This window comes from Clostridioides sp. GD02377, assembly GCF_045899875.1.
Lineage (GTDB): Bacteria > Bacillota > Clostridia > Peptostreptococcales > Peptostreptococcaceae > Clostridioides > Clostridioides difficile_A.
Map to the genome: position 1 here is coordinate 81,763 of NZ_JBJODA010000001.1, position 23,570 is coordinate 105,332.

Sequence of the window (23,570 nt, forward strand, 5' to 3'; positions counted from 1 at the left end):
GATTAAAAATTAATAAAAAAAATGATGTGTTTTTTTAAACACATCATTTTTTATATTAACTCTATTAATTTTCCATTATAGTATATTTCTACTTCTTCAATCCAGATACTATCATCATCTTCTTGGATGACATTTTTGATAATATTGTTTATAGTATATTTTATATTTTGTTCATTTAAATAATCGTCTTTCCAAGAAACCCTACTTTTTTTATCTGGTTCTATTAAACTTATTCTAACGAGTCTGTCTTTTTCCTTAACTTCTACTTCCATATCTAAACCATTAAAATATTCATTTGATAATGTATCTAAGATTAATTGTAACTTATCTTTAAGTGTACTTTCTACATCAATTTGTAAGTATTTTACTATTTTATCATCTTTTGAAATTATCTCTATGGGTATTTTAGTAGTAGTCTTAGGATTAATTATTTTACTAGTTGCTTCTTCTTCGACACTCTCATCCTTCTTTACAACTGCTGACTCATTAGAATCAACCAATTCAACTGTGCTGATGCTATAATCCATACATGCTGTACTCGATAAAGTAGTAGCAATTATTAAAAAACTTACTGCTATTTTATTCATAAGTATCCCTCTCCTAATTCTCTTTCGATACTTATTATACCATAGTATAGATTATATTTTTATACTTTTAAGCCAATTTATCAATTATTGTAGTAAATTATTTACAGTTCTAATCGATTTGAATTTATTTTTATAGTATATTCTTGTTCTAAATTCGACATATTTTTATTCAAAAGCCCTTTTATTTCTCTAATATTTTTATACTTATTACTATGTTCATAGTCAGACGAATCATTACTATATTCTTCATCGCTACTATACTCTTCATCATTATTAAATTCTTCTATTACTTCTTTTGCCTTTATATCACAATTAAATTTATACTTATCTACTGGTAAATTAAGACTTACCTTAGAATTTGGAACTTCTATATTCAGATGCTTAGCAATTGGCAAATTAGAATCTAAATTAAATTCATTATCATAATGTGAATTTCTACTTACTTTTTCATTTATATTTACATTTTCAGGTATATAATCTTCTACATTATTTATAAACACATCTTCATATTCTGAAGATATATCTAATGATTCTGATTCTATATTTACATTTTTAACACCTAAAATTGACTTTGTTGATAAGTCAATATTACTATTAGATATTAAATTCAAAGTCTCTAATTTATTTACATTATTTTCTGTTATAACTCTTCCAAAGCTTCCATAAGAAGTCTTATATGTTATATTATTTGAAGCTACATTATCATATACCAATAAATATGAACTTACACTTGATACATTTACGTCTACATTATTTGGTACATATATTACAAGTTCTCTATAATCATGTGAAAACATATTATCTATAGATGTATTTAGTAATTGGTCAAAATTTTTAATCCTTTTAAGCTGATTTTCATATTTTCTTTCACCTTTTACCACTAAAGTTTTATCTTTTAAAGTAACATTATACTTATAAAACTCATTATTTCCTTTTGTTGTTACACGCACATCTTCACTTGCATGTTTCTTTATCGTAATATTTATATTGTCAACAGATACATCTAACTTGTCAATATTTACTTTTTCTTGATAAAGTTTATTTTCTTTTTTAAATTCAGCTTCCTTTTCTAGCCCAAAGTTTATTAAGCTTGGCATAACTAAAATCCCTGACCATGTCGTTCCAATTATGCCTATTACCAATAATATTGCAGCAAATATGGCAAGTTTCTTATTCATGTTTATCTTCTCCTTTCTTATCATCTAAATCTTCAAAATCCTTATACATTGCCTCAAAGTTTATACTATCATCATAATCATCAGTTTTTTTAATACTTTCTTCTTTTGTATTATAATAGTCATTACTATATAAATCTTCATTAATATCTTTATTCAAGTCTTCATCTCTTAAAATATCTTTATTTCTTTTTTCCATTTTTTCATTTGCATTTATATAAATATTTTTTCTCTTTATCCAATTTATATAGCTACCTAGCAACTGTTTCCCTAATTTTATAACAAACAGTAAAATTTGCCATGCAAGTATTTCAAGTCCTACAAATGCTATAATCGCAAATATACAAAACATCGTAATATCTGGAACCATTGTTATAAACTTAATCACAAATGGAATTGATATAACAAAAGCAATCAATGTACATATTAATCCAATAGCGACAGATATAATTGCACATACGAATGCAAATGCTGGAATAATTAAGAATAAAGATAATACTACTAATAATACCTTTATAACTTGCCTAGATAAACCTCCAACACCTTCTTCTATGCTTGGTGTAAGCTTATCATTTATATTTTCCTTTGATTTATTGTATTTTTCTTTAGCCTCATCTTTTAAGATAGAATAACCCTTTTTCATATCTGACTTAAATTTACTAAATTTATCGTTTAAAACATCTGTATTTATTATTTTTTCTTCTTCAGTATCTTTTTCTTTAGTCTGTAAGATAAGTTCTCTTGCTATAGATTTTGGTGAACCAAGTGATGCTATTATCTCCATATCACTCTTTCCTTCTATAAGACCATCTACAAAATACTCTTCATAATCTCTCAATATATCATTAACTTCGCTCTCAGAAAAATCTTTTTTTAGATAATCCTTTAAAATTTCAAGAAACTCAGTTTTATTCAAGTTCATTACCTCCCTCATCTTCACTTATTAAAATCTCAACAGCCTTTACAAATTCTCTCCACTCTTCCATTAGATTGGATAAATTTTCTTTTCCTAGTGAAGTTATTCTATAGTATTTTCTAGCAGGACCTTCATTAGATTCTAGTATATATGTTTCGAAATACAAATCTTTTGTAAGTCTTCTTAGAATAGGATATATTGTTCCTTCATTTACATCTATTACTTTAGAGATATTATGTACTATTTCATATCCATACATATCCTTTTTAGATATTAGTGCAAGTACACAAATTTCTAAAACACCCTTTCTAAATTGTGTGTTCATATACTCCATCCTTTCTTTAAATACACAGTATTGTGTTTTACAAGGTACTATGTTAAAACTTCTTATATTTTCATAATAACACAGTACTATGTCTTACACAATAGTTATTTTTAAATATTATTGTTGATTAAATTCTTCTATAAATGTATAATACTCTAATCAGATATATTTTATGAAAGTGGTGATAAATTGGCTAAAACGAAAGAAGATAAAACAATATTAATCTTAACTGCTCAATTTGGTGCTGGCCATATAAGTGCTGCAAAAGCAGTAAAAGAATGCATTATTGAAAAATATAGTAACTACAATGTTGTTATACAAAATTTTATAAATGCAAGTATACCTATGATGAATAAGCCTATGGTAAAACTTTATGAGAACAATACAAAATATACTCCAGGATTGTATAATTACTATTATTATTTTAAGAAATCGTTTGATTCAAGACATGATTTCTCTCATAAATTATATACACCTAAACTTTCTGAGTATATTTCTGATATAAATCCAGATTTAATTATCTCTACATTTCCACTAGCAGCTGCTTGTGTAAATAATTTTAAGATAAAAAATCCTGATATAAATATACCAACACTTACAGTTATAACAGACGTTGTAGATAGTATGGAGTGGGTTTTTGACCATACAGATTTGTATTTTGTTCCATCTCCTGAAATAAAAAATAGATTTTTTCAAAAGGGGATAAATCCAGACTCTATAAAGGTTACTGGTGTTCCTGTAGATAAGAGATTCCAAATTGAAAGTAAAGAACTCTGTCATGATAAATACAGATTACTACTTCTTGGAGGAGGACGAGGTCTATTCGATATAGATGAGGATTTTATGCATTGGATAGACGAATTTATTGAAGAACATATTGATTCTATAGAAATTACAATAGTTACAGGCAAAAACAAAAAATTATATGACACATTAACTTATAAAAAACCTTTAAAAAATATAAAAGTGCTTGGATTTGTAAATGATATGTATAATCTAATAAGAGAATGTGACTTAATGTTAACTAAACCTGGAGGAGCAACTATATTTGAAGCTATCCAGTCACAAACTCCAGTACTTGTAAAAATGCCAAAGGTCGGACAAGAGATTGAAAATGCTAAGTTTATAATAGATAAAGGACTTGGGATGATTTATAGTGATGACTTAGACCTTAAGAATATATTTTATAAATTAGTATCAAATGAATTTGATTCTATAATAAACTTTATGAAGAAAAATTTAGAAGAGTTTAAAACAGTCATTCACCCAGATGAAATTGCTGATTATATCTCAGAATTAATAGATACTCATTACAATTAGTATGTTATTATAAAACTTAAAATAATAAAACCAAAGGCAATCAAGTATGCTTTCATATTTGAGATTTTACTCAAAATGACCTAAGCATACTCGATTGCCTTTATAATATTAGAATCAAGTTACTAATTTATTTTAGTATATATTTTTCTTGTATTGCATATACAGTTGTTGTATTTCTTCCATACTTCTTTTTAATTCTATTTGTAAATCTGAAGCAGTCTGATAATCTTTATTTTCTACAGCTTCTCTTACTCTAGTAAATAGAGATTCTCTAGTTAAAGTGTCCTTCATAATGTTGAACTTCAAATCTGATATTGAATTCCAAACCACTTCATCAAGTGCATCCATATTTTCTTTTGTGTGTATTTTGACAATACTTCTTATCTTTTGTATTCCAGCCTCTATTATTCTAGTTTTTAATTTTTTTTGCCACTTATCTATTGCTCCAACCTTAAATGATTCTATTATACTATCAGTAAATACATCACCTTGTTTTAAAGATTTTAATTTTGAAGCATATATTTCTAAATTTTTCATATTTTCATACACTGTAGCTGGAGGAGTTCCAAATCTTGCATTTCTTTCTTCTAAGCTATAATGCTCAAATACATCATTTTCATCTCTATATGCTCTATCTTTTTCTAAATAGAATCCTTCTTCACCTACATTTTTAGACAATTCTTTTTCAAGTTCTTTTGTACTAAGACCACTCTTGGCTGCTGCTTTTATACCATCTAACATTGTCTGATAACACCCTGCTATTACTAGATATGTATTAGATAAAGGACTTGGTGATCTTAATTCAAATCTTACAGTCTTTGGATTTTTCATGTCTCTTATTAATCCAACAAGTACTGACCTATTTCTTGATGGAATCTCATAACTATGACCTAAAGATGTAACTATGCATACAGGTGCCTCAAATCCAGGAACTAATCTATTAAATCCATCATTAGAAGCTGTTACAATTGGATTTAATACTTCATAATTGTAAAGAAGTCCCATAAGGGCGCCATATCCTAGTTCACTTAGATAATCTTCTTTTAAATCTTTTGGGGCAAATAGATTTCTGATACTTCCATCTTTTAGTCTTGCACTTACTCCTACATGTGTATGTCCACCACTTCCTGCAACTCCATGAATTGGTTTTGCTTTAAACGTAACTTCTAGTCCATGTGATGTAAATACATCTTCTATAACGTCTCTTACTAATAATTCATTATCTGCTGCTTGTAATGGTGTAGAAAACTTCCAAGAAACCTCTAGTTGCTCCATAGCATGATTTGTTCTTCCATCTATACTAATAGAACTTTGTATCCCTCCAACCTCTTTATGAGCCATTTCAGGGCTTACACCTAGTTTTTGAAGTATTATCAAACTTTGCTCTAAGCAAGTTCTTATGATACCATGAGTTCTTTTCCAGTATTGCTCTTTTAGGCTTTGTGATACATATAATTTCTCTAAGTCCGCTTTATCTTCAGGAGTATTAACCCAAAACTCAAGTTCTGTAGCTGCTGTTAACATTATTTCTTCTATATCATCTACTGAATCTATTCCTATGTTATTTAATACATGTGGGTATTCTCTAAATATCTCAAACATAGATTTTTTGAAATACTTGTCTGCTTTTTGAAGCACTCCTCTTGAACATACTTTTTTGTTATCATGTATTAAAAATGCAGGTATCTTTAATGTTCCAACAGGTAAACCTACTTCTTCGTCTATATATTCCATATTGTAATCTACATACCAATGACAACTTTTATCTGGCATTAAATCAACTTTTGCATTATTTAATGTCGCTATGTTATAAAGTTCAACACTCGAACCATCAGTCTGTATAGCTGATTCTAAAAATTTATCTATATCTTCTAAAAATATTTCTACAGGAATCTTTTCATCTGTTGCATTTCCCCCTAAGTCAACACCCATTAAGGAAACAAATCTTATATTTTTATTGTTTTTTAGGATTTCTCTTATTTCTTCATTAGTATGCTTATCTTTCTCTATTACATATAATAGACTATCCATTTTTTCACTCTCCCATAATTTTTATGTAAATTTTATTTTGTTAAATACAAGATAAAATTCATTTTTACTTACATTTATGAATTTTTCTTGCAAAATATTCGTATTTTATTCGTGTTTTTATTTATATTATTATATATCAAGTACAAAAAGTTCGCAATATTTTTTATTGGAAAAAATATTCTACATACAATAGTTTAACATTTTTATAAATATGGGGTATACTAAAATAAAAGTATTTTTGTTTAAAAATTTAATTTGACTTATAATATAATCTATAGTAGCAATAATAAAAAAATTTAGGAGATAAACTTTATGGAATACATAATTTTCGATTTGGAATTTAATCAAGGATTTGATAAAAAATTTAACAAGACTGTATCCAATGAAAGGTGTCCTTTTGAAATCATACAAATAGGAGCAATTAAATTGGATTCTAAATTCAATATAATAGATACATTTAATAGCTATGTGAAGCCTACAATATACAAAGAAATACACCCTTTTATTAGTCGCATGACTAATATTAAAGATTCTGATTTTAATGGTTCACCTACTTTTCCTGAAGTTTACAACAAGTTCATAAAATTTATATCATCACAAGACCCTATATTATGTGTATGGGGAGCTGGAGATTTAAAGGAATTGTACAGGAACATTAATTACCATAAGCTAGCATCAAATACCTTACCTAAGTCTTATATTAATATTCAACAGCATGCATCTAAATATTTCAATAACCCAGCAGGAAAAAGTATTGGATTACAAAATGCTATTTCCTTATTGCAACTCGATGAAAAAATGTCTTATCACAACGCTTTAAACGATGCATACTATACTGCTAAGGTCTTTATTAATATATACAATCCAAGTATAGTGCCAGATATATATGTGTATACAAGCATTAGACCTAAAACTATAAAATATTCTAATAAAAAGAAAGTTGATTATGATAAGTTATTTGATGAATTTAAGAAGATTTTAAATCGTGAATTGAGTAAAGATGAGAAAAGAATTATTAACTTAGCTTATAACATGGGAAAAACAAATCAATTTGCATTAGAAAATGCTACTCAAAGAAAAAACAAATAGAATTTACTTAGGTTAAAAATAGGCATGTAGATTAAAACATAATCATCTTTAAATGTATATCTACAGCCCAATTTTTATCCTTATTAATCTTTATTTTATCTCTAATTCAACTGGACAATGGTCTGAACCTAGTACTTCAGTGTGAATGTTTGCACCTATCAATCTATCTTCTAATTTCTTAGATGCACAAAAATAATCTATTCTCCATCCTGCATTATTTTTTCTTGCATTAAATCTATATGACCACCAACTATAGACACCTTCTTTATCAGGATTAAAGTATCTATATGTATCTATGAACCCACTATCTAATAGTTTAGAAAATTTTTCTCTTTCTTCCTTAGTAAAACCTGCATTTTTCATATTATTTTTAGGATTTTTTAAATCTATCTCTGTATGTGCAACATTCATATCCCCACATACAATTACAGGCTTCTGATTATCTAATTTAACTAAATAGTCTATAAAATCATCTTCCCATCTAGTTCTATATTCTAATCTCTTCAACTCAGATTGAGAATTTGGTGTATATACAGTGACAAAATAAAAATCTTCAAATTCTAGAGTTATGACTCTACCTTCCTTATCATGTTCTTCTATATTTATTCCATACATTACTTTTAAAGGCTCTTTTTTTGTAAATATAGCAGTACCTGAATAACCTTTTCTCTCAGCATAATTCCAGTATTGAAAATATCCTAGTAAATCTAACTCTATTTGTCCTTCTTGTAATTTAGTTTCTTGTAAGCAAAATATATCTGCATCAACCTCTTTGAAAAAGTCTAAAAATCCTTTCCCAACACAAGCTCTTATTCCATTAACATTCCATGATATAAATTTCATATTATACTCCTCATCTAAACAGTAAATTTCTTTTAATTTTTTCATTTGTTTTTATTTTAACAACATGACACTATAATTTTATCTAAAAATTACTATTTACTTAATACCTTAAAAATATATATTTTAATCAATTTTTAATTTTTTTGTTAACTCTTCAGGGATTATTGAGGAAACATACATATTTGTTCCAAGCTCGAATCCTCCAAAATTATATTTTCTTGGGATTATGTGCATATGAACATTAAAATATGATTTTGTTTCAATATTTGTTGGATGAGTGTGAATACATAAGTTAAATGGCATATATCCATTGACATTGTACAGTTTCTTAAATAACTTCTCAAATATCATGGAAAGTTCTTTTACATTATTATCATTTAACTCATCAAATTTTATTTTATCTTTAAATATTACTCTTACTTCTCCACTATATTTAGTTGCATATGGAACAAGCACTATAAAAGCTTCTCCATTATAAACAACTCTTGTATTTAAATTTATTTCATTTTCTATTAAATCATCATACAAAGAGCTATTATTACTATCATAATACTCTTTTGAAACTAGTAATTCATTAGTAATTTCAGGAGGAATAAAAGACATAGACAGTATCTGAGCATGTGGATGCATTAAAGATGCCCCAGCTTTTCTCAAGAAGTTTTTAAAGATACTAACATACTCTACTTTGTCATTTTTCGACATTTCTCTAAATCTGTCTCTATACATAAAAAAAACATCTTCAAATTCTTTTTGATTCATGTTATAAAAATTACTATTATGTTTATCGCTCTCTATCATCACTTCATGAATACCATATACATCTCTTGCCATATCATCAATTATAGGAAATTTATTATAAATAGACTTCACAAGCCATCCTTCTTCACCCTCTATTTCAAATAGTGTATCAGTTGCATAAGCCTCATTTCCCTTACAAAATGGGCATCCTTCTTCATATTCCTTAATCTCTTCATCTTCATTTGGTATATCTGCTGTATCCAAAGGTCTTTTCAATCTATCAGTAGCAAATATAACAACATCATTAGTAATTGGATCTATTCTTAATTCTTTCATAATTAACACCTCTTAGTTAATAGCCTTTAATATAATTATATGATATTTATCGTATCTGTTAAATAAATTTATAATATTTTTTATAAATTTGCGTATTTACCCTTATATATTTTTATCTATAAATAGAGGATTATAACAAAAAATTACTATCTATACACCAAAACATTATCTTATCATAAATTAATTTACTGATATATAATTTATTGGCATGGACACAGGTATTTCACTGTAATTTGTTAAAAGTTTATTTTAGAGCTATATTAATTTTTTTTGATGATTTTTACCTATAAGTATGTTATTATTATCTTGTAAAGATGTCTTGTATTCAAACATACAATTTACATAATACAATATACGTATTTAAATTAAATAGGGGGTATTAAAATGAATTATTCAAACAGAGTTAGTGCAATGCAGGCCTCTCCAATCAGAAAACTTGTTCCATTTGCACAAGCAGCAAAAGATAGAGGAATCAAAGTATATCACTTAAACATAGGACAACCAGATATAAAAACTCCTAAAGGGTTTTTTGATGCTGTTAAAAACTTTGATAGTGAAGTCTTAGAATATGCTACATCAGAAGGTATTCCAGAATTATTAGAGGCACTTCAAAACTATTATAAAACTTATGATATGCATTTTGAAAAAGATGAATTACTAGTAACTAATGGTGGTAGTGAAGCTTTACTTTTCACTATGATGGCAGTTTGTGACCCAGGGGATAATCTATTAGTTCCAGAACCATTCTACACTAACTACAATGGATTTGGTCAATGTGTAAATGTAGAAGTTAATGCTGTTACAACAAAAGCAGAAAACGGTTTCCACCTTCCATCTAAAGAAGAAATAATGTCTAAAGTGGATGATAAAACTAAAGCTATAATTCTTTCTAATCCAGGAAATCCAACTGGTGCAATCTATACAAAAGAAGAACTTAATATCCTAGCTGAAATAGCTAAAGAAAAAGATTTATGGATAATAGCAGATGAAGTTTATAGAGAATTTGTTTATGATGGACTTGAGTACACAAGCTGTGGTAACTTAGAAGGTGTACAAGATAGAGTTATCATAATAGACAGTGTTTCTAAAAGATACAGTGCTTGTGGTGCTAGAATTGGTTCTATCGCTTGTAAAAATAAAGGTCTTATCGCTCAAATACTTAAATTATGTCAAGGAAGACTTTGTGTTCCTACATTAGAGCAAATAGGAGCTGTTGAATTATACAAAACTCCAGTTTCTTATTTTAAAGAAGTTAATGAAGAATACAAAAAAAGAAGAGATGTATTATACAATGAATTAATGAAAGTTGATGGCGTTATATGTAAAAAACCAACTGGTGCTTTCTATATAGTTGCTAAATTACCAGTTGAAAATGCAGAAGATTTCACAATCTGGATGTTAAAAGAATTCAACAAAAACAATGAAACAGTTATGGTTTGCCCTGCTGAAGGATTCTATGCTACTCCAGGTTTAGGACGTGATGAAATAAGATTGGCTTACATCCTAAATGAAACTGACCTTCATAGAGCTGCTACATTATTAAAAGAAGGTTTAGAGCAATATGTAGCTTTACACAAATAAATTCTTGAAATATTAATTTATATAAATTTAATGATATAAAAATATCCCCTTTTCAGATGTTATTTGAAGAGGGGATATTTTTTCTATTTAAATTCTTCTTTATTTAATATATATTGAAGAGTATTTATTGCCTCTAAATACTTTCTTCTATCTTCTTCAGTCAATTTAGAAAGCTTTTCTCCTAGACCATCACTTAATTTATCCATAAAATCAGAAGCTATATTGCCCCCTTCTTCAGTAATATCAATTAAATACTTTCTTCTATCAACTAAGTCTCTTTCTCTTGTTACATATTTCTTTTCAGTTAAATCATCAACCATACTAGTTAAACTGCCTTTTTCTATATTTAATTTAGAGCATAAATCAGTCATACTTATTACTCCATAATTTTTTATAAATACTAATGCTCTTAATTGTGTTTTATTTACATTATAGTCTGGTGCAAATTTTTTTAGGTCCTCTAAGTATAGGCTAGAATAAATCTTAGGAAATGTTTTTACTAGAAAACTTATGGTATCTTTTACTACGTAGTTCATACAATCACCTCGGTTGTTTTTAAATTTATTAAATTATCTAAATAACTTTATTTCAGTTTACATTAAAAATATTGCAAGCACAATAGTTTTTACTGAATGTTTAAATTTAATTAGTAATCTTATTATTTTATTTAATTTTATTTATATTATTCTTATTAAACACTATTTATATAGCTATTTTTTTTAATTCATGGTATAGTAAATAAGGAAGAACTCTTCATAGCGATGAAGAGCAGACGCTAGCCCATTAAAATGGCTATCTTATTTATAAATAAGATAGCCATTTTTGATTATATTTTATCTGTATACTTCTATACTCTTAAATCCACATCTACTTTTCCTAAATCTTCTTTATAATCTTTTATAGCTGGTTCTACAACTTCATTTGCAAACTCCACAACTTGTTCTGGTGCTCTACCTATAAAGTTTTTTGGGTCCATTATAGATAATATTTCTTCTTTGCTCATTTTAAATGAATCATCATTCATTATAAGCTCAATTAGATTATTATCCTTACCTTCATGTTTAACTCTATATGCAGCTTTCATAGAGTATTCTCTTATTATCTCATGTAACTCTTGTCTATCTCCACCTCTTTTTACAGCTTCCATAAGTATTGTTTCTGTAGCCATAAAAGGAAGTTCCTCATTTACACGTTTATTTATCATATTCTCATATACTACTAAACCATCAGTTACATTTATGCCTATTTCAAGTATTGCATCTGCTGCCATAAAAGCTTGAGGTATAGCTAATCTCTTGTTAGCTGAATCATCTAATGTTCTCTCTAACCATTGAGTAGCTTGTACCATTGCAGGGCTTAAAGATTCAGAGATTATATACTTAGATAAAGATGCTATTCTCTCACTTCTCATTGGATTTCTCTTATAAGCCATTGCTGATGAACCTATTTGATTCTTTTCAAATGGCTCTTCTAATTCTTTTAAACTTTGTAAAAGTCTTATATCATTAGTCATTTTATGCATACTTTGAGCTATCCCTGATAGTATACTTATCACTTGATAGTCTAATTTTCTAGTATATGTTTGTCCACTTACTGCATAAGAAGAATTATATCCCATCTTCTTGCAGATTTTTTTATCTAACTCTTTCACTTTTTCATGGTCTCCCTCAAATAAGCTTAAAAAACTTGCTTGAGTACCAGTAGTTCCTTTAACTCCTCTTAATTTCATATTATCTATTCTGTAATTCAAATCTTCCAAATCAAGTATTAAATCTTGAGCCCATAAACAAGCTCTTTTACCTACTGTTGTAAGTTGCGCTGCTTGAAAATGTGTAAACCCAAGAGCTGGCATATCCTTATACTTAAGTGCAAATTCTTTTAAATTATTTATTAAGTTTACAAGCTTTACTCTTAGAAGTTTTAACGCTTCATTCATTTGTATAACATCTGTATTATCTCCAACATATGCAGATGTTGCCCCTAAATGTATTATTCCTTTGGCTTTTTCACACTGTAAACCATATGCTTTTACATGAGACATTACATCATGTCTTACTTCTTTCTCTATTTTTCTAGCTTCGTCAAAATTTATATTATCTATATTAGCTCTTAGCTCATCTAATTGTTCTTCAGTTATATTTATTCCTAACTCATGTTCACCTTCTGCAAGAGCAACCCATAGTCTTCTCCATGTAGAAAATTTAAATTGTGGAGAAAATATATAGCTCATATCTTTGCTGCAGTATCTATCTGTAAGTGGATTTGAGTACATAGTATATTTATTATCTATCATTATTTAGCACCTTCCTTAAATCTTTTGTCATGTGATTAGTGTGTACAAATTAGTACATAAATAATTATATATAATTTTACGAACTATAACAAGGCTTTTTTATTTTTTGTTCACATTTATATATAGTATTTTTTATTTATTACTATTTTTTATTTATATCTAAATTATCTTTTTCAATAAGATAATCCACTATTTCGCTATCGACAAAATTTAATACATATTTATATCTAATTGCATAGTATTTGTCACTCCAACCAAGTTGATTTTTTACATCACTTTCATCTGCTCCAAGTCTTAAACTTATTGCTGCAAATGAATGTCTAAAGTCTCTTGCTGAATATTGAGAAAGCCCTGCTAAATCTAAAGCTTTTTTGACTATAAGTCTGACATTTCTATCTGTTATAGAATTACTTTTTTGAGTAGTAAAAATAAAGTCATCATTAGGTATTATTACCTCAGGAAGCCCAGAATAATTCCTATAATCTTCTAATAGTTTAAAGAAGTACGGATGCAACTTAACTACCCTCTCTTTTCTTCCTTTTCCCAGTCTCACGTACGAGTTATCGTTTTCATCTACCATAAGGTCTTTCCACTTCAAGCTAACCAATTCATTTAATAAACACCCAGTAGTAACTAGACAGACTATTATTACTCTATCTCTTATATTTAATTTTGGTAAAATACCTATAAGTTTATTTATTTCTTGTATACTTAGGACATCATCTTTTGTTTTTATTCTTGTTACTGTTGGTTTCTCTACATACCTAAATGGATTTATATCTATGTATCCTTCTTTCTTTAAGAAGTTATAAAAACTATGTAAATAACTATATATCTTTTCACAAGTTGATTTTGCATATTTGGTCTGTATATAGTCTACAAAATTTTTACAATCTTCTTTTGTCGCATAAATCAATTCTTTCCCTTTTAAGAACTCTTTAAACAGTATAACCTTTGATAAATAATCGTGTTTTGTATTTGGGTTTAATTTTGTAGAAAAAACATTAAAGGTTTCGTACTCATAATCATCTAGTATTTTTGTACTATACATAATAACTCCTTTCCTTCTCATAAAATAAAATCGTTATACTTTTACTATACCATATATTTCCCCTTCAAATATACCCCTTATTCAATAGATGAACTCTAACTTTACTTTGTCAAATTATGAAGGTTTTATGAAAATATCAATCTTCCATTGTGCACTACACAGTACTATGGTATTATAAGTTAGTAAAAGGTGGCATTTTTTTGTTAATATATGAATAAAATATGCTACTATAAATTTGTATTGGAGGTATTTTGGTTTGGAAACATTTAGTTTGCTTGAAGTTTTTAAGGCAGTCATTTTAGGAATAGTTCAAGGAATCACAGAATGGCTACCAGTAAGTAGTACAGGGCATATGATATTAGTTGATGAGTTTATAAAATTGAATTTTTCAGATACATTTATAAGTACATTTTTGGTTGTAATTCAATTTGGTTCAATATTAGCAGTACTTGTTATATTCTTTAAAAAGTTAAATCCTTTTGATAGCTCAAAGAATATTAAACAAAAAAAAGAAACAGTTCGCTTATGGCTTAAGGTTATAATTGCAGTTATACCATCTGGAGTTATTGGAATACTTTTTGAAGATGATATAGATAGATTATTCTTCAATTCAACAGTAGTTGCTATTGCTCTTATTGTATATGGTATAATAATGATAGGACTTGAAAAGAGAAATAAAAGACCTAAGTATAAGGATTTTTCTCAAGTTACATATAAGTTAGCTCTTTGTATAGGATTATTCCAATGTTTAGCTCTTATACCAGGTACATCTAGGTCTGGTTCAACTATAATAGGTGCAGTGTTACTTGGTGCTTCTAGATATGTAGCTGCAGAATTTTCATTCTTCTTGGCTATCCCTACAATGCTTGGAGCTAGTGCATTAAAGCTTCTAAAAGCTGGATTTGGATTTAGTGGATTTGAATGGCTTATTTTAGGTGTTGGTTCTATAGTAGCATTTATTGTTTCAATTGTAGTTATTAAATTCTTTATGGACTATATCAAAAAACATGACTTCAAAGTCTTTGGTTATTATAGAATAGTCTTGGGTATAATTGTTCTTGCTTATTTCTTTCTATTCTAATGTATTCTAATTTAATAACAAATGATAAGGAGAAAAATTATGAGTGTTAAAAAAGAAATATTTGATTGGGCTAAGTCAATAGCTATGGCTATTGTACTTGCATTTGTAATCCTACAATTTATAAGACCTTCTATTGTCAGTGGAGAATCGATGTATCCTACTTTAGACGATAAAGACTATCTAATTTTAAATAGAATATCATACAGAGTTGGTAAACCTGAAAAAGGCGATATTGTCGTTTTTAAAACCAATTTAGTTGATGGCGATACAGGAAAGAAAAAAGACTTAATAAAAAGAGTTATAGCTACTGAAGGTGACAGTATAAAAATATCAGATTCCAAAGTATATGTAAATGGAAAGTTATTAAATGAACCATATATACACAATAATTACACTTCTGGAGATATAGATACAGTTGTTCCAAAAGGTAAACTATTTACGATGGGAGATAATAGAGAAAACAGTAATGATAGTAGATTTCCTGATGTAGGTATGGTTGATGAGGATGAAATTCTTGGTAAGGTTATGGTAAGACTTTTACCTCTTAATAATATTGGAAAAGTGGATTAAGAAAATAAGAGACTGAATTGGTAAAATTTATTTTACACATCTCAGTCTCTTTTAATTTACTTATAGAAGTTTTTTCTAGTTCTCTTTTGATTCTGTGATAATTCTTATTATATCACTTGCATCTTCATTAAAAGTTGTTACTATACTTAAATAATCAGTTGCTCTACTCATAGCCAAATAAACCTTATTTAAATCTCCCACAAAGTCATTTACTTGGTAATCTTGCTCTGTATCATTTATAGTTTGATTGTATAACATTTCTAGCTCACATATTATCACTGCTTTGTATTCCAAATTCTTTATAGAATATATATTTGCTATTGTAGTTCCTACCTTCTTACTTATATTTGTCAGATTGTCTTCTGCACATATATAAGGAATTTTTGCTTCTTCTAAAGCTTTTTTTAGCATGTATTGAAAATAAATAGTTTTTCCACTTTTTAACTTTTTCTTATTGTAAGGATATACAATAGCAACCTCAGAATAATCAAGCCCCTTTTTACCTATCAGGTACTCAATTTCCCATATTACAGAACTTATCTGGTCATCAAGGTCACTTACCTTTATTATATCAACAGATTTATTACCACTTCTAAGTGCTTCAGTATTAAAAAAAGTATTAAACTTTGTATTTGGTCTTAATTCATTAATATATGAGTTAGAATTATTTGAAAATTTATTTGAAAAATCTACAATTTCTTTAGCTTGTCTATAATTTCTGCTTAAGATAAGCTTATCATCAAACTCTATATTGCTATATAACGTTTTAAATATATTTAATCTATTAGAGATATTCAAAGAATTACAAGAACACACATTAAATATAAATTTGGTTTTATATAAAAACTCTCTTATAAAATCTATCTCATAATCTAAAAAACTTTCTGCTTCATCAACAAAAATGGCTTTAAACATATTTTTATTTTTTATGATGTTCTGTGCTTGTTTTACTAGATTATTAAAAGTTTTTTCATAATCATTTTTTAACATATTGTAGTCTACAATTAAGTTGTATTTTTTAGCGAGTTTAAATATAAAAGAACTAAATGTATGGACTTCTAAATTATTATTATCTTTATACAATAGCTCTATCCTCTCTCGAAGCTCATTGCATAATTGCTTTGTATGTGTAAATATGATTAATTTATGATGTGGATATACTTTTGCTAGCTTTATAGCTCTTGAAAGCATAATTGCTGTCTTTCCTATACCAGAACCACCTTCAATAAGTGTATTTCCATATTTAATAGAAACAGCATCTTTAATTTGAACTTCTTCCATCATAGTTGCTGTATACTTATAGTCATCATTATAGAAAGAAATCTTTTTAAATTTTTCATTTAAATGAAGTTTATCATTTATTATATAGTACTCTGAGCATATATCTAATAAAAATAAATTTAAATTTATTTCATCATTTTTTTCACTAAGAAATTCATCTAGTGAACCTTTATTCATTATATCTTGAAGCTTATTTTTATCTATTATATTATTATTAACAAATTCTCCAAACTCATATGCTTCTTCTACTTCAACATATGGCATAATGTAAACGTAATTATAGCTTATATTTCTATTCTTTTGTCCCATTTTTAGTTTCAAAAGCTCATATTCCTCATTCATAACTTCAAGTAACTCTTCTTCCAAAATAAAAAATATATCTTCTGTTGTATCCATAAATTTTATAAATAAAATTTTTCCATCTTTGACATACAACAAATCAGTATTTATTCCTTTAAAAGGAGTAACTTTTGGCACTACTTTAACGTCCTCATTGATATCTCCGTAAAATAATTTCTCGAATTCTTTCAATTTTAGGGCGTCTAACTGAGAGTTTATATTTATGTATTGGCTCACTTACATTACCTCCTTCTGTTATACTTAATTATACCATTTTGAACTATATTTTTATATATACTTTTTATAGGCAAATTTAGTAAATAAATTCAAAATAAATACAAATAAATACAAAACTTTTGAAGAAAAGTTGTAATAAGTATAGATACTTATTCTTATAAAATGTTTTATGTAAATAATAAATTTCATAATTAATTTTTAAAATGATAAGTAATGTCTTTAAAATGCAAAACTTTATCGTCTAAAAACATAAAAATTTATTATTAAAAAATTTAAAAACCTGCCAAAAACTATCTATTTTTATTAGCAGGTTTTATTTATAATCTTTACATGTTGATACTATTATATTAATTTTTTTATTTTACTATAATGTTTAATTTTTATCTTCTGATATAATATTAAGATTTGATATATCTGTATAAATCGCATAAAAAACAGGATAACGATTTTGATATAATTCGTTTACAAACTTACCTTGCATTCTTACAGGAAAAACATGACCATCTGTATGGCAAAAGCGGAAAACTACTTCAAAAGTTTCTCTTTTAGAAATTGCTTTTTCCAATGTATCAGTTACTATTTGCAAGTCATCTTGTAATACTGGTGAAAGAACATCAAAATCTTCAGATGAAACAGATTGTGCATAATATCCAGTGAATTCAAGCATTTTTTGATTAAAATAAAGTAATTTCAAATTCTCCATGCAAGCAAATTTGACAACACCATCAGTAGCCATTTCTAATAATACCTTTATATCTCTAGGGTCTATGTGAAATGACATGCTATCAGCAGAATCATCTGAAAATACATGATAAGAATTTTTTCCATGACTTTTTGCATAATAAAGTGCTTGGTCTGCTTTTTCATATAACTCAGAATATACATAACCATGTTCAGGATACATCGCTACCCCAATACTACATGTAATAGAAAACTCCATATGTCCAGCAAATCTTTTTTGGTTAATTTTAGAACAAAAACGCTCTAATTTATCTACAAGTACATAGTTATTGGTGTTAAAGTTTTTTATTAATACCACAAACTCATCTCCACCAATACGCCCTACAATATCATCCTCACGAAATTGAGATTTCAGCTCCAATGCAAACTCACTTATAATAAAATCTCCAAATGCATGACCATACTTATCATTTACATTTTTAAAATCATCAATATCAAATATTAGAAAAACATGTTCTGAATCTTGATTATTTTTATTTTCTAAAAATGAACTAATAAATTCCTCTGTTACCCCCTTATTGTAAAGACCAGTAAGAGAATCACGTTGAGAACGTTCAAGGAGTAACAATTCTCTATTTTTCTCTTCATCTATATTTTTACGATAAGATATCATACGAACAGATTCATCTGATGTCCAAAAGAAAATTCGTGCATTAATTCTAATCCAGTGATAATTTTCCTCGTCTGTCTTAATTAAAAAATCATAGCTAATATTATTAATTCCACTATTATAACACTTAAGAACATTTTCTGGTAAGAATGTATCTAAATACCCCTGTGCATACTCTTCTTTTATTTGTTCTTTAGCAATTGTATGTAGTGCTTCATCATATGGTGTATTAATATCTAACCCAAAATCATGAAAATATCTATTTAAATCTTCACAACCAGCTCTATTATTAGTGACATCAATCTCAAAAATATTTTCATAAAGTTCTTCAGTAGATTGACTCAGCAACTTTTGATATTCTAATTTCTGGGATACACTAAGCTTCATTATTTGGTTCTTATACTTCTTAAGCACACGTGTAATTGTAAAAAGTACAAATATTATAATCAAAATTATAATTGCAATTCCTTTTAGAAATTGTGTTTGAAATTGCTTACTCATTATAGTCAAATCATTTTCTAAAACAAGATGCCATTTTAAACTAGATATATATTGACATACAACATAACTTTTTGATTTTTCAGATGAATTCCAAAAACTCTTTTGTTCTTTTTTATTATTTAGTATTAACTCTTTTGAATCAGATAAATCACTACTAGAATTTTCAAAAAAATTTATATGCTCATAACCAGTTTTATCTGATGTTAATTGTACAAATCCTTTATCATCAATTAAACGTGCTACAACATCGAATTTATCATCATATTCTTTAAGCAACTTTTGTAATGAATTAACCTTTAATCCAACTCCTATAATTCCCATAGTTGAACCATCATTATCTTTTATCTTACAGTTTACAAACACCGTAATACTATTATTACTTGCTTCATCATTATCAACATTTAATGAATATTCCTCATTATTCTTTAGGAAATCATAATACCATTGATTCTCAGAATTCTTATCACTAAGATTTCTATCAAGACCATTAAAGTGATAATAATTATTCGTTTTGGTCGATACTAGAAAAACAGAATCATATGAGTACTTATTCCTGTATGCATTCAAGTAATCTTGTAGTTTATGAATAAACTCTTCATCATTTAAATGTTCTTTCTCTCCATTTAAAAAGTTTTTTAATAAACTATCATTTGCCATGGTAAGAGACACATTTATAGGCTCTGAAAGGATTTTATCTATCTGATAATAAATACCTTCAGCAGCTAATGTAGATACATGCTCAATATCATTTTTAAAAATATTAGTATTAGATTGATATCCAATTACAGAAGTAGCTACAAAACCAAGAGTAATAATAATACAAACAACAATATTTGTATGTAAAAGTGTATTTTTTTTCATAATCTGTCCCCTCTTTAACCCTCACTTTGGCTTCATTGTATTTTCACCTTCTTTAAATATAATTATTTCAAGTATTAAACTTTTTAAAACTTTAAATTTTTTATATTAATCTATTACTTTTTATAAAAAAACAGAAATATACAAATATCTAATACAAAATTATTTGTTAAAATACTAAAATCATTCTACTAATATAAATGAATTATATTAGTTTTATTATTAATATATATTAATATAATAGATAAAGCACATCTAAAGCACATCATCAAAATTAAAAGTCTAAAAAAATTTATATTTTTTTCAAATATATTATTTATCTTTCACAATAACATTGATTAAAAGTTTTTTGATATAACATTCCTGTAGTCAGTTCTGCCCAACTATAATTTGTCATATATTCTCCAGAATATGTATTCACTGCCATCATATCCCATGTAAGCATATTATAATAATCACAATCAAATTTTGTAATATCTACTGCGATACTATTCCATTTTTTAACTATTATATGTTCGATATTTGCATCTTTCATAGTTTTCATCATATTTGATACTACTGTTTGTGTTTGATTTTGTAAAGAACGATTATATTCTCTATCTTCCCAAAGTACTGCTGCTATTTCAGCAATAGTTACACTCGTCCCTTTTCTATCCACTAAATAAGCGAGTAATTCTTTTGATTTTGCTCTAGAAAAGATTAATGGTTTTTTATCTACAAATACTTCAAAATTACCAAATGTATGAATAAAGATACGATTTTTCGGCTTCAAAGTAATGGGTATACGTAAATTTTCGATTTCTTTCTTTATTCTTTCTACTGTCACAGGCTTAAGAAGATAACCACTAGCATGTATAGAAAAAGCATCTACTGCATATTCTGAGTAACCAGTTACAAAGATTATATTTATGTTGGGTAAAATATTTTTTGCTAAGAGTGCAAACTCTAATCCGCTCATATCATACATCTCAATATCAAGAAATGCAATATCTACAGAGTGTTCTTTTAAATAATTTAATGCAGACTGAGGTTCATCAAAAAGAGTAATTTCTTCAATCTCAGAAATATATAATAACTTTTCATTCATATTTTTAAGAGCAATTGGCTCATCATCTACAACAATTATATTCATAATTTGACTCCTTTCTAATAGGTATGATTATTGTTACTATTGTCCCTTTTCCTACAAAACTTTCTATGGTTAAACTTCCATTACACTGTGTCTTTAATCGCCTTTTTACATTTTTAATCCCAACATGATTTTTTCCATCATTCATTTTTTCAAGTTCTTTAAATCCTACTCCATCATCTTTTATAACAATATAAATATTTTCTTTATCTCTTGAAGTTGATATTACGATTGTTCCTCCTTCTTTTTTCTTTGTAATTCCATGCCGTATTGCATTCTCAACAATCGGTTGTATGGTAAGAACAGGAATATAAAAATCAGTAGTTAGAAGTTCATACTTAATTTTTACACGTTCTCCAAAACGCAATAACTCTATACACAGATAATTTTTTAGATGTGATAATTCTTTATTAAAAGGAATCAATTTTTTTTGTGTAAGAGAATCCATATTTCCACGAAGATAAGAAGAAAATTTTTCTACTGCTTCACATGCCATATTAGAATCATGCTTACACAAATACTGAATAGTATTAAGTGCATTATACAAAAAATGGGGTTGTATTTGGCTAAGCATTATAGAAATTCGATTTTCCATCAATTCATTTTCCAATTTCTTTTGAAGCTTCTCTTTTCTTTTTATGGATAGCATAATATGTCCAATTTGAAATACAATAGTAGTTAAAAAACCCACACAAAAAAAGGACAATTCTCTAATATATATAGTATAGTAATTTGCTATTTCCAGAATACCACCAATCACTACTGGCAAGTATGTAAACAGTGCTATTTTAGCATCAATTGCTCTATATAATATAATTTCTATAACTAGACATCCCATACCAAGTAGTACAATTAAGATACACATAATATTTTGTACTATAAGGAATTCATGTAAATCATATATTCGTAATATTTGAAGAATAACACAAAGTAATATACTAGTCATTATTCCATACACACCTATATTTATAGTTTTCGACCTCCACCCAGTTAAATAAGTAGCTAGATAGAGCGTGCCAAAAGTAGGAAGAAAAAATTGTGTAAGTAACTCTAAAATACCAACTAGGGTTGGAGATTGAATTATAAAAGTAAGTACATTAAAATCTGCTAGACACCAAATTCCTCCAGCTATAGCAAACCATGACAATAAAAAAATCTGACGTGTTAGCTCACTTTTCAAGCAAAATAAAATAATACTTGCAATTAGACCAAATAGTCCAAAAGATATTGTTAACATTGTGAACATAAGACCAATCTTATTTTCATGAAGCACACTAACAATTAAATCGCCTTTAGAGCCAATCTGCATTTCATCAAAAAAACATACTAATTGTAACGCTCTACCACTAGAGTACACTCGTTGTATGGTTATTTCTACTAAGTCATTGGATGATATGCCACTTGATTTAAATCCTGTCCACATATGTCCTGTAGATTTAGTCAGTGTATTATTTGAATTTATACTATTAGTAGAAAACACTTCCTTATTAGATACTCTAATATTAACCTTCAAATGACTGATATGTAGTAAAAGAGTTTGTCCTGCTGGAATATCTTTATTAAAATGACCACGTAAATAAATAGTTTCTTTTCTTATATTCTTAAGTGAATCTACATCAATAAAAGGTTTGAATTTTCTAGACTTAGGTACTTGATATTCTCCAATAAATGAAACTGGAATAAGATTATTTTTAAAATTTGGATGATTATCCGCTTTTGAAGCACAAATAAGTAGCAATATCACTGACAAAGTTAGTATTATTGGCAAATAAAATGTATTCCACCTAGATGTTTTCTTTCCCACAATAGTTTCCTCCATAAAATAAATGCTAATTTTCTTATATATTTAAATATATAAGAAAATTATATGACTTAAAAACATTTATTTAAACATAATATATTATTTTATAATTTTATTATATCAAACAAATTTAAATA

19 protein-coding genes are annotated in these 23,570 nt (G+C 27.2%); 5 read left to right on the forward strand and 14 right to left on the reverse strand.

The features are described 5' to 3' along the window. Positions 1 to 50: 50 nt before the first annotated feature. The 4 genes from Q3304_RS00390 to Q3304_RS00405 all read right to left on the reverse strand — a co-directional run bounded on the left by Q3304_RS00390 (position 51) and on the right by Q3304_RS00405 (position 3,003). Entirely contained in the window at positions 51 to 587 is a 537-nt protein-coding gene (locus tag Q3304_RS00390; RefSeq protein ID WP_054269830.1) for a hypothetical protein, read from the reverse strand. A 101-nt stretch (positions 588 to 688) separates the two neighbouring features. After that, a complete protein-coding gene (locus tag Q3304_RS00395; RefSeq protein ID WP_407813617.1) occupies positions 689 to 1,765 on the reverse strand; it encodes a hypothetical protein in 1,077 nt (358 codons plus the stop codon). Further along, complete coding sequence (locus tag Q3304_RS00400; RefSeq protein WP_054269828.1) at positions 1,758 to 2,684, reverse strand: DUF1700 domain-containing protein; 927 nt, start codon at positions 2,682 to 2,684, stop codon at positions 1,758 to 1,760. Before Q3304_RS00400 ends, Q3304_RS00395 begins: the two co-directional genes overlap by 8 nt. Further along, positions 2,671 to 3,003 carry a PadR family transcriptional regulator gene (locus tag Q3304_RS00405; protein ID WP_009889116.1) on the reverse strand — a complete coding sequence of 111 codons (333 nt, stop codon included), beginning with the start codon at positions 3,001 to 3,003 and terminating at the stop codon, positions 2,671 to 2,673. Before Q3304_RS00405 ends, Q3304_RS00400 begins: the two co-directional genes overlap by 14 nt. 189 nt (positions 3,004 to 3,192) lie before the next feature. Between Q3304_RS00405 and Q3304_RS00410 the strand changes: the two genes are divergently transcribed. Continuing rightward, entirely contained in the window at positions 3,193 to 4,323 is a 1,131-nt protein-coding gene (locus Q3304_RS00410; RefSeq protein ID WP_407813619.1) for an MGDG synthase family glycosyltransferase, read from the forward strand. Between the two features lie 132 nt (positions 4,324 to 4,455). Here the strand turns inward: Q3304_RS00410 and Q3304_RS00415 are convergent, their stop codons facing one another. After that, the gene (locus Q3304_RS00415; protein ID WP_054269826.1) at positions 4,456 to 6,354 is read right to left on the reverse strand and encodes a glutamine synthetase; all 1,899 of its coding nucleotides are present in this window, start codon (positions 6,352 to 6,354) and stop codon (positions 4,456 to 4,458) included. Positions 6,355 to 6,666: 312 nt separating this feature from the next. Here Q3304_RS00415 and Q3304_RS00420 point away from each other — a divergent pair, with 312 nt between their 5' ends. After that, on the forward strand, positions 6,667 to 7,443 hold the full coding sequence (locus Q3304_RS00420; protein WP_074178909.1) for a 3'-5' exonuclease: 777 nt from the start codon (positions 6,667 to 6,669) through the stop codon (positions 7,441 to 7,443). A gap of 90 nt (positions 7,444 to 7,533) precedes the next feature. Here Q3304_RS00420 and Q3304_RS00425 read toward each other — a convergent pair whose 3' ends face one another. Both Q3304_RS00425 and galT read right to left on the reverse strand, forming a co-directional pair. Beyond that, positions 7,534 to 8,286 (reverse strand): exodeoxyribonuclease III, encoded by a 753-nt coding sequence (locus tag Q3304_RS00425; RefSeq protein ID WP_407813620.1) that lies wholly within the window; start codon positions 8,284 to 8,286, stop codon positions 7,534 to 7,536. A gap of 123 nt (positions 8,287 to 8,409) precedes the next feature. Next, a complete protein-coding gene (gene galT, locus Q3304_RS00430; protein WP_219673619.1) occupies positions 8,410 to 9,360 on the reverse strand; it encodes a galactose-1-phosphate uridylyltransferase in 951 nt (316 codons plus the stop codon). Positions 9,361 to 9,744: 384 nt separating this feature from the next. Between galT and Q3304_RS00435 the strand changes: the two genes are divergently transcribed. Beyond that, complete coding sequence (locus tag Q3304_RS00435; protein WP_054269822.1) at positions 9,745 to 10,941, forward strand: pyridoxal phosphate-dependent aminotransferase; 1,197 nt, start codon at positions 9,745 to 9,747, stop codon at positions 10,939 to 10,941. 83 nt (positions 10,942 to 11,024) lie between these two features. Here Q3304_RS00435 and Q3304_RS00440 read toward each other — a convergent pair whose 3' ends face one another. The 3 genes from Q3304_RS00440 to Q3304_RS00450 all read right to left on the reverse strand — a co-directional run bounded on the left by Q3304_RS00440 (position 11,025) and on the right by Q3304_RS00450 (position 14,285). Beyond that, on the reverse strand, positions 11,025 to 11,477 hold the full coding sequence (locus tag Q3304_RS00440) for a MarR family winged helix-turn-helix transcriptional regulator (protein WP_054269821.1): 453 nt from the start codon (positions 11,475 to 11,477) through the stop codon (positions 11,025 to 11,027). Positions 11,478 to 11,788: 311 nt separating this feature from the next. Further along, complete coding sequence (purB, locus tag Q3304_RS00445) at positions 11,789 to 13,234, reverse strand: adenylosuccinate lyase (protein WP_407813622.1); 1,446 nt, start codon at positions 13,232 to 13,234, stop codon at positions 11,789 to 11,791. Between the two features lie 142 nt (positions 13,235 to 13,376). After that, positions 13,377 to 14,285, reverse strand: coding sequence for a tyrosine-type recombinase/integrase (locus Q3304_RS00450; RefSeq protein ID WP_054269819.1), 909 nt, complete (start codon positions 14,283 to 14,285; stop codon positions 13,377 to 13,379). A gap of 256 nt (positions 14,286 to 14,541) precedes the next feature. Here Q3304_RS00450 and Q3304_RS00455 point away from each other — a divergent pair, with 256 nt between their 5' ends. Together Q3304_RS00455 and lepB are read left to right on the forward strand one after the other, a co-directional pair. Further along, positions 14,542 to 15,366 carry an undecaprenyl-diphosphate phosphatase gene (locus tag Q3304_RS00455; RefSeq protein WP_054269818.1) on the forward strand — a complete coding sequence of 275 codons (825 nt, stop codon included), beginning with the start codon at positions 14,542 to 14,544 and terminating at the stop codon, positions 15,364 to 15,366. 39 nt (positions 15,367 to 15,405) lie between these two features. Next, a complete protein-coding gene (lepB, locus tag Q3304_RS00460) occupies positions 15,406 to 15,936 on the forward strand; it encodes a signal peptidase I (RefSeq protein WP_054276324.1) in 531 nt (176 codons plus the stop codon). 75 nt (positions 15,937 to 16,011) lie between these two features. Here the strand turns inward: lepB and Q3304_RS00465 are convergent, their stop codons facing one another. From Q3304_RS00465 to Q3304_RS00480, 4 genes are all read right to left on the reverse strand, one after another. Next, complete coding sequence (locus tag Q3304_RS00465; protein WP_231300569.1) at positions 16,012 to 17,793, reverse strand: UvrD-helicase domain-containing protein; 1,782 nt, start codon at positions 17,791 to 17,793, stop codon at positions 16,012 to 16,014. A gap of 373 nt (positions 17,794 to 18,166) precedes the next feature. Continuing rightward, positions 18,167 to 20,506 carry a diguanylate cyclase gene (locus Q3304_RS00470; RefSeq protein WP_407813623.1) on the reverse strand — a complete coding sequence of 780 codons (2,340 nt, stop codon included), beginning with the start codon at positions 20,504 to 20,506 and terminating at the stop codon, positions 18,167 to 18,169. A gap of 313 nt (positions 20,507 to 20,819) precedes the next feature. Further along, the gene (locus Q3304_RS00475) at positions 20,820 to 21,635 is read right to left on the reverse strand and encodes a response regulator (RefSeq protein ID WP_407813624.1); all 816 of its coding nucleotides are present in this window, start codon (positions 21,633 to 21,635) and stop codon (positions 20,820 to 20,822) included. Further along, the gene (locus Q3304_RS00480) at positions 21,613 to 23,436 is read right to left on the reverse strand and encodes a sensor histidine kinase (RefSeq protein ID WP_407813625.1); all 1,824 of its coding nucleotides are present in this window, start codon (positions 23,434 to 23,436) and stop codon (positions 21,613 to 21,615) included. Before Q3304_RS00480 ends, Q3304_RS00475 begins: the two co-directional genes overlap by 23 nt. Between the last annotated feature and the right edge of the window lie 134 nt (positions 23,437 to 23,570).

Bases quoted from the DNA above. Each gene is read 5' to 3' on its own strand.
- Q3304_RS00450 (WP_054269819.1), bottom strand. From the start codon at position 14,285: ATGTATAGTACAAAAATACTAGATGATTATGAGTACGAAACCTTTAAT.
- Q3304_RS00440 (WP_054269821.1), bottom strand. From the start codon at position 11,477: ATGAACTACGTAGTAAAAGATACCATAAGTTTTCTAGTAAAAACATTT.
- Q3304_RS00395 (WP_407813617.1), bottom strand. From the start codon at position 1,765: ATGAATAAGAAACTTGCCATATTTGCTGCAATATTATTGGTAATAGGC.
- galT (WP_219673619.1), bottom strand. From the start codon at position 9,360: ATGAAAGAATTAAGAATAGATCCAATTACTAATGATGTTGTTATATTT.
- Q3304_RS00435 (WP_054269822.1), top strand. From the start codon at position 9,745: ATGAATTATTCAAACAGAGTTAGTGCAATGCAGGCCTCTCCAATCAGA.
- lepB (WP_054276324.1), top strand. From the start codon at position 15,406: ATGAGTGTTAAAAAAGAAATATTTGATTGGGCTAAGTCAATAGCTATG.
- Q3304_RS00400 (WP_054269828.1), bottom strand. From the start codon at position 2,684: ATGAACTTGAATAAAACTGAGTTTCTTGAAATTTTAAAGGATTATCTA.
- Q3304_RS00415 (WP_054269826.1), bottom strand. From the start codon at position 6,354: ATGGATAGTCTATTATATGTAATAGAGAAAGATAAGCATACTAATGAA.
- Q3304_RS00405 (WP_009889116.1), bottom strand. From the start codon at position 3,003: ATGAACACACAATTTAGAAAGGGTGTTTTAGAAATTTGTGTACTTGCA.
- Q3304_RS00425 (WP_407813620.1), bottom strand. From the start codon at position 8,286: ATGAAATTTATATCATGGAATGTTAATGGAATAAGAGCTTGTGTTGGG.
- Q3304_RS00470 (WP_407813623.1), bottom strand. From the start codon at position 20,506: ATGAAAAAAAATACACTTTTACATACAAATATTGTTGTTTGTATTATT.
- Q3304_RS00420 (WP_074178909.1), top strand. From the start codon at position 6,667: ATGGAATACATAATTTTCGATTTGGAATTTAATCAAGGATTTGATAAA.
- Q3304_RS00475 (WP_407813624.1), bottom strand. From the start codon at position 21,635: ATGAATATAATTGTTGTAGATGATGAGCCAATTGCTCTTAAAAATATG.
- Q3304_RS00390 (WP_054269830.1), bottom strand. From the start codon at position 587: ATGAATAAAATAGCAGTAAGTTTTTTAATAATTGCTACTACTTTATCG.
- purB (WP_407813622.1), bottom strand. From the start codon at position 13,234: ATGATAGATAATAAATATACTATGTACTCAAATCCACTTACAGATAGA.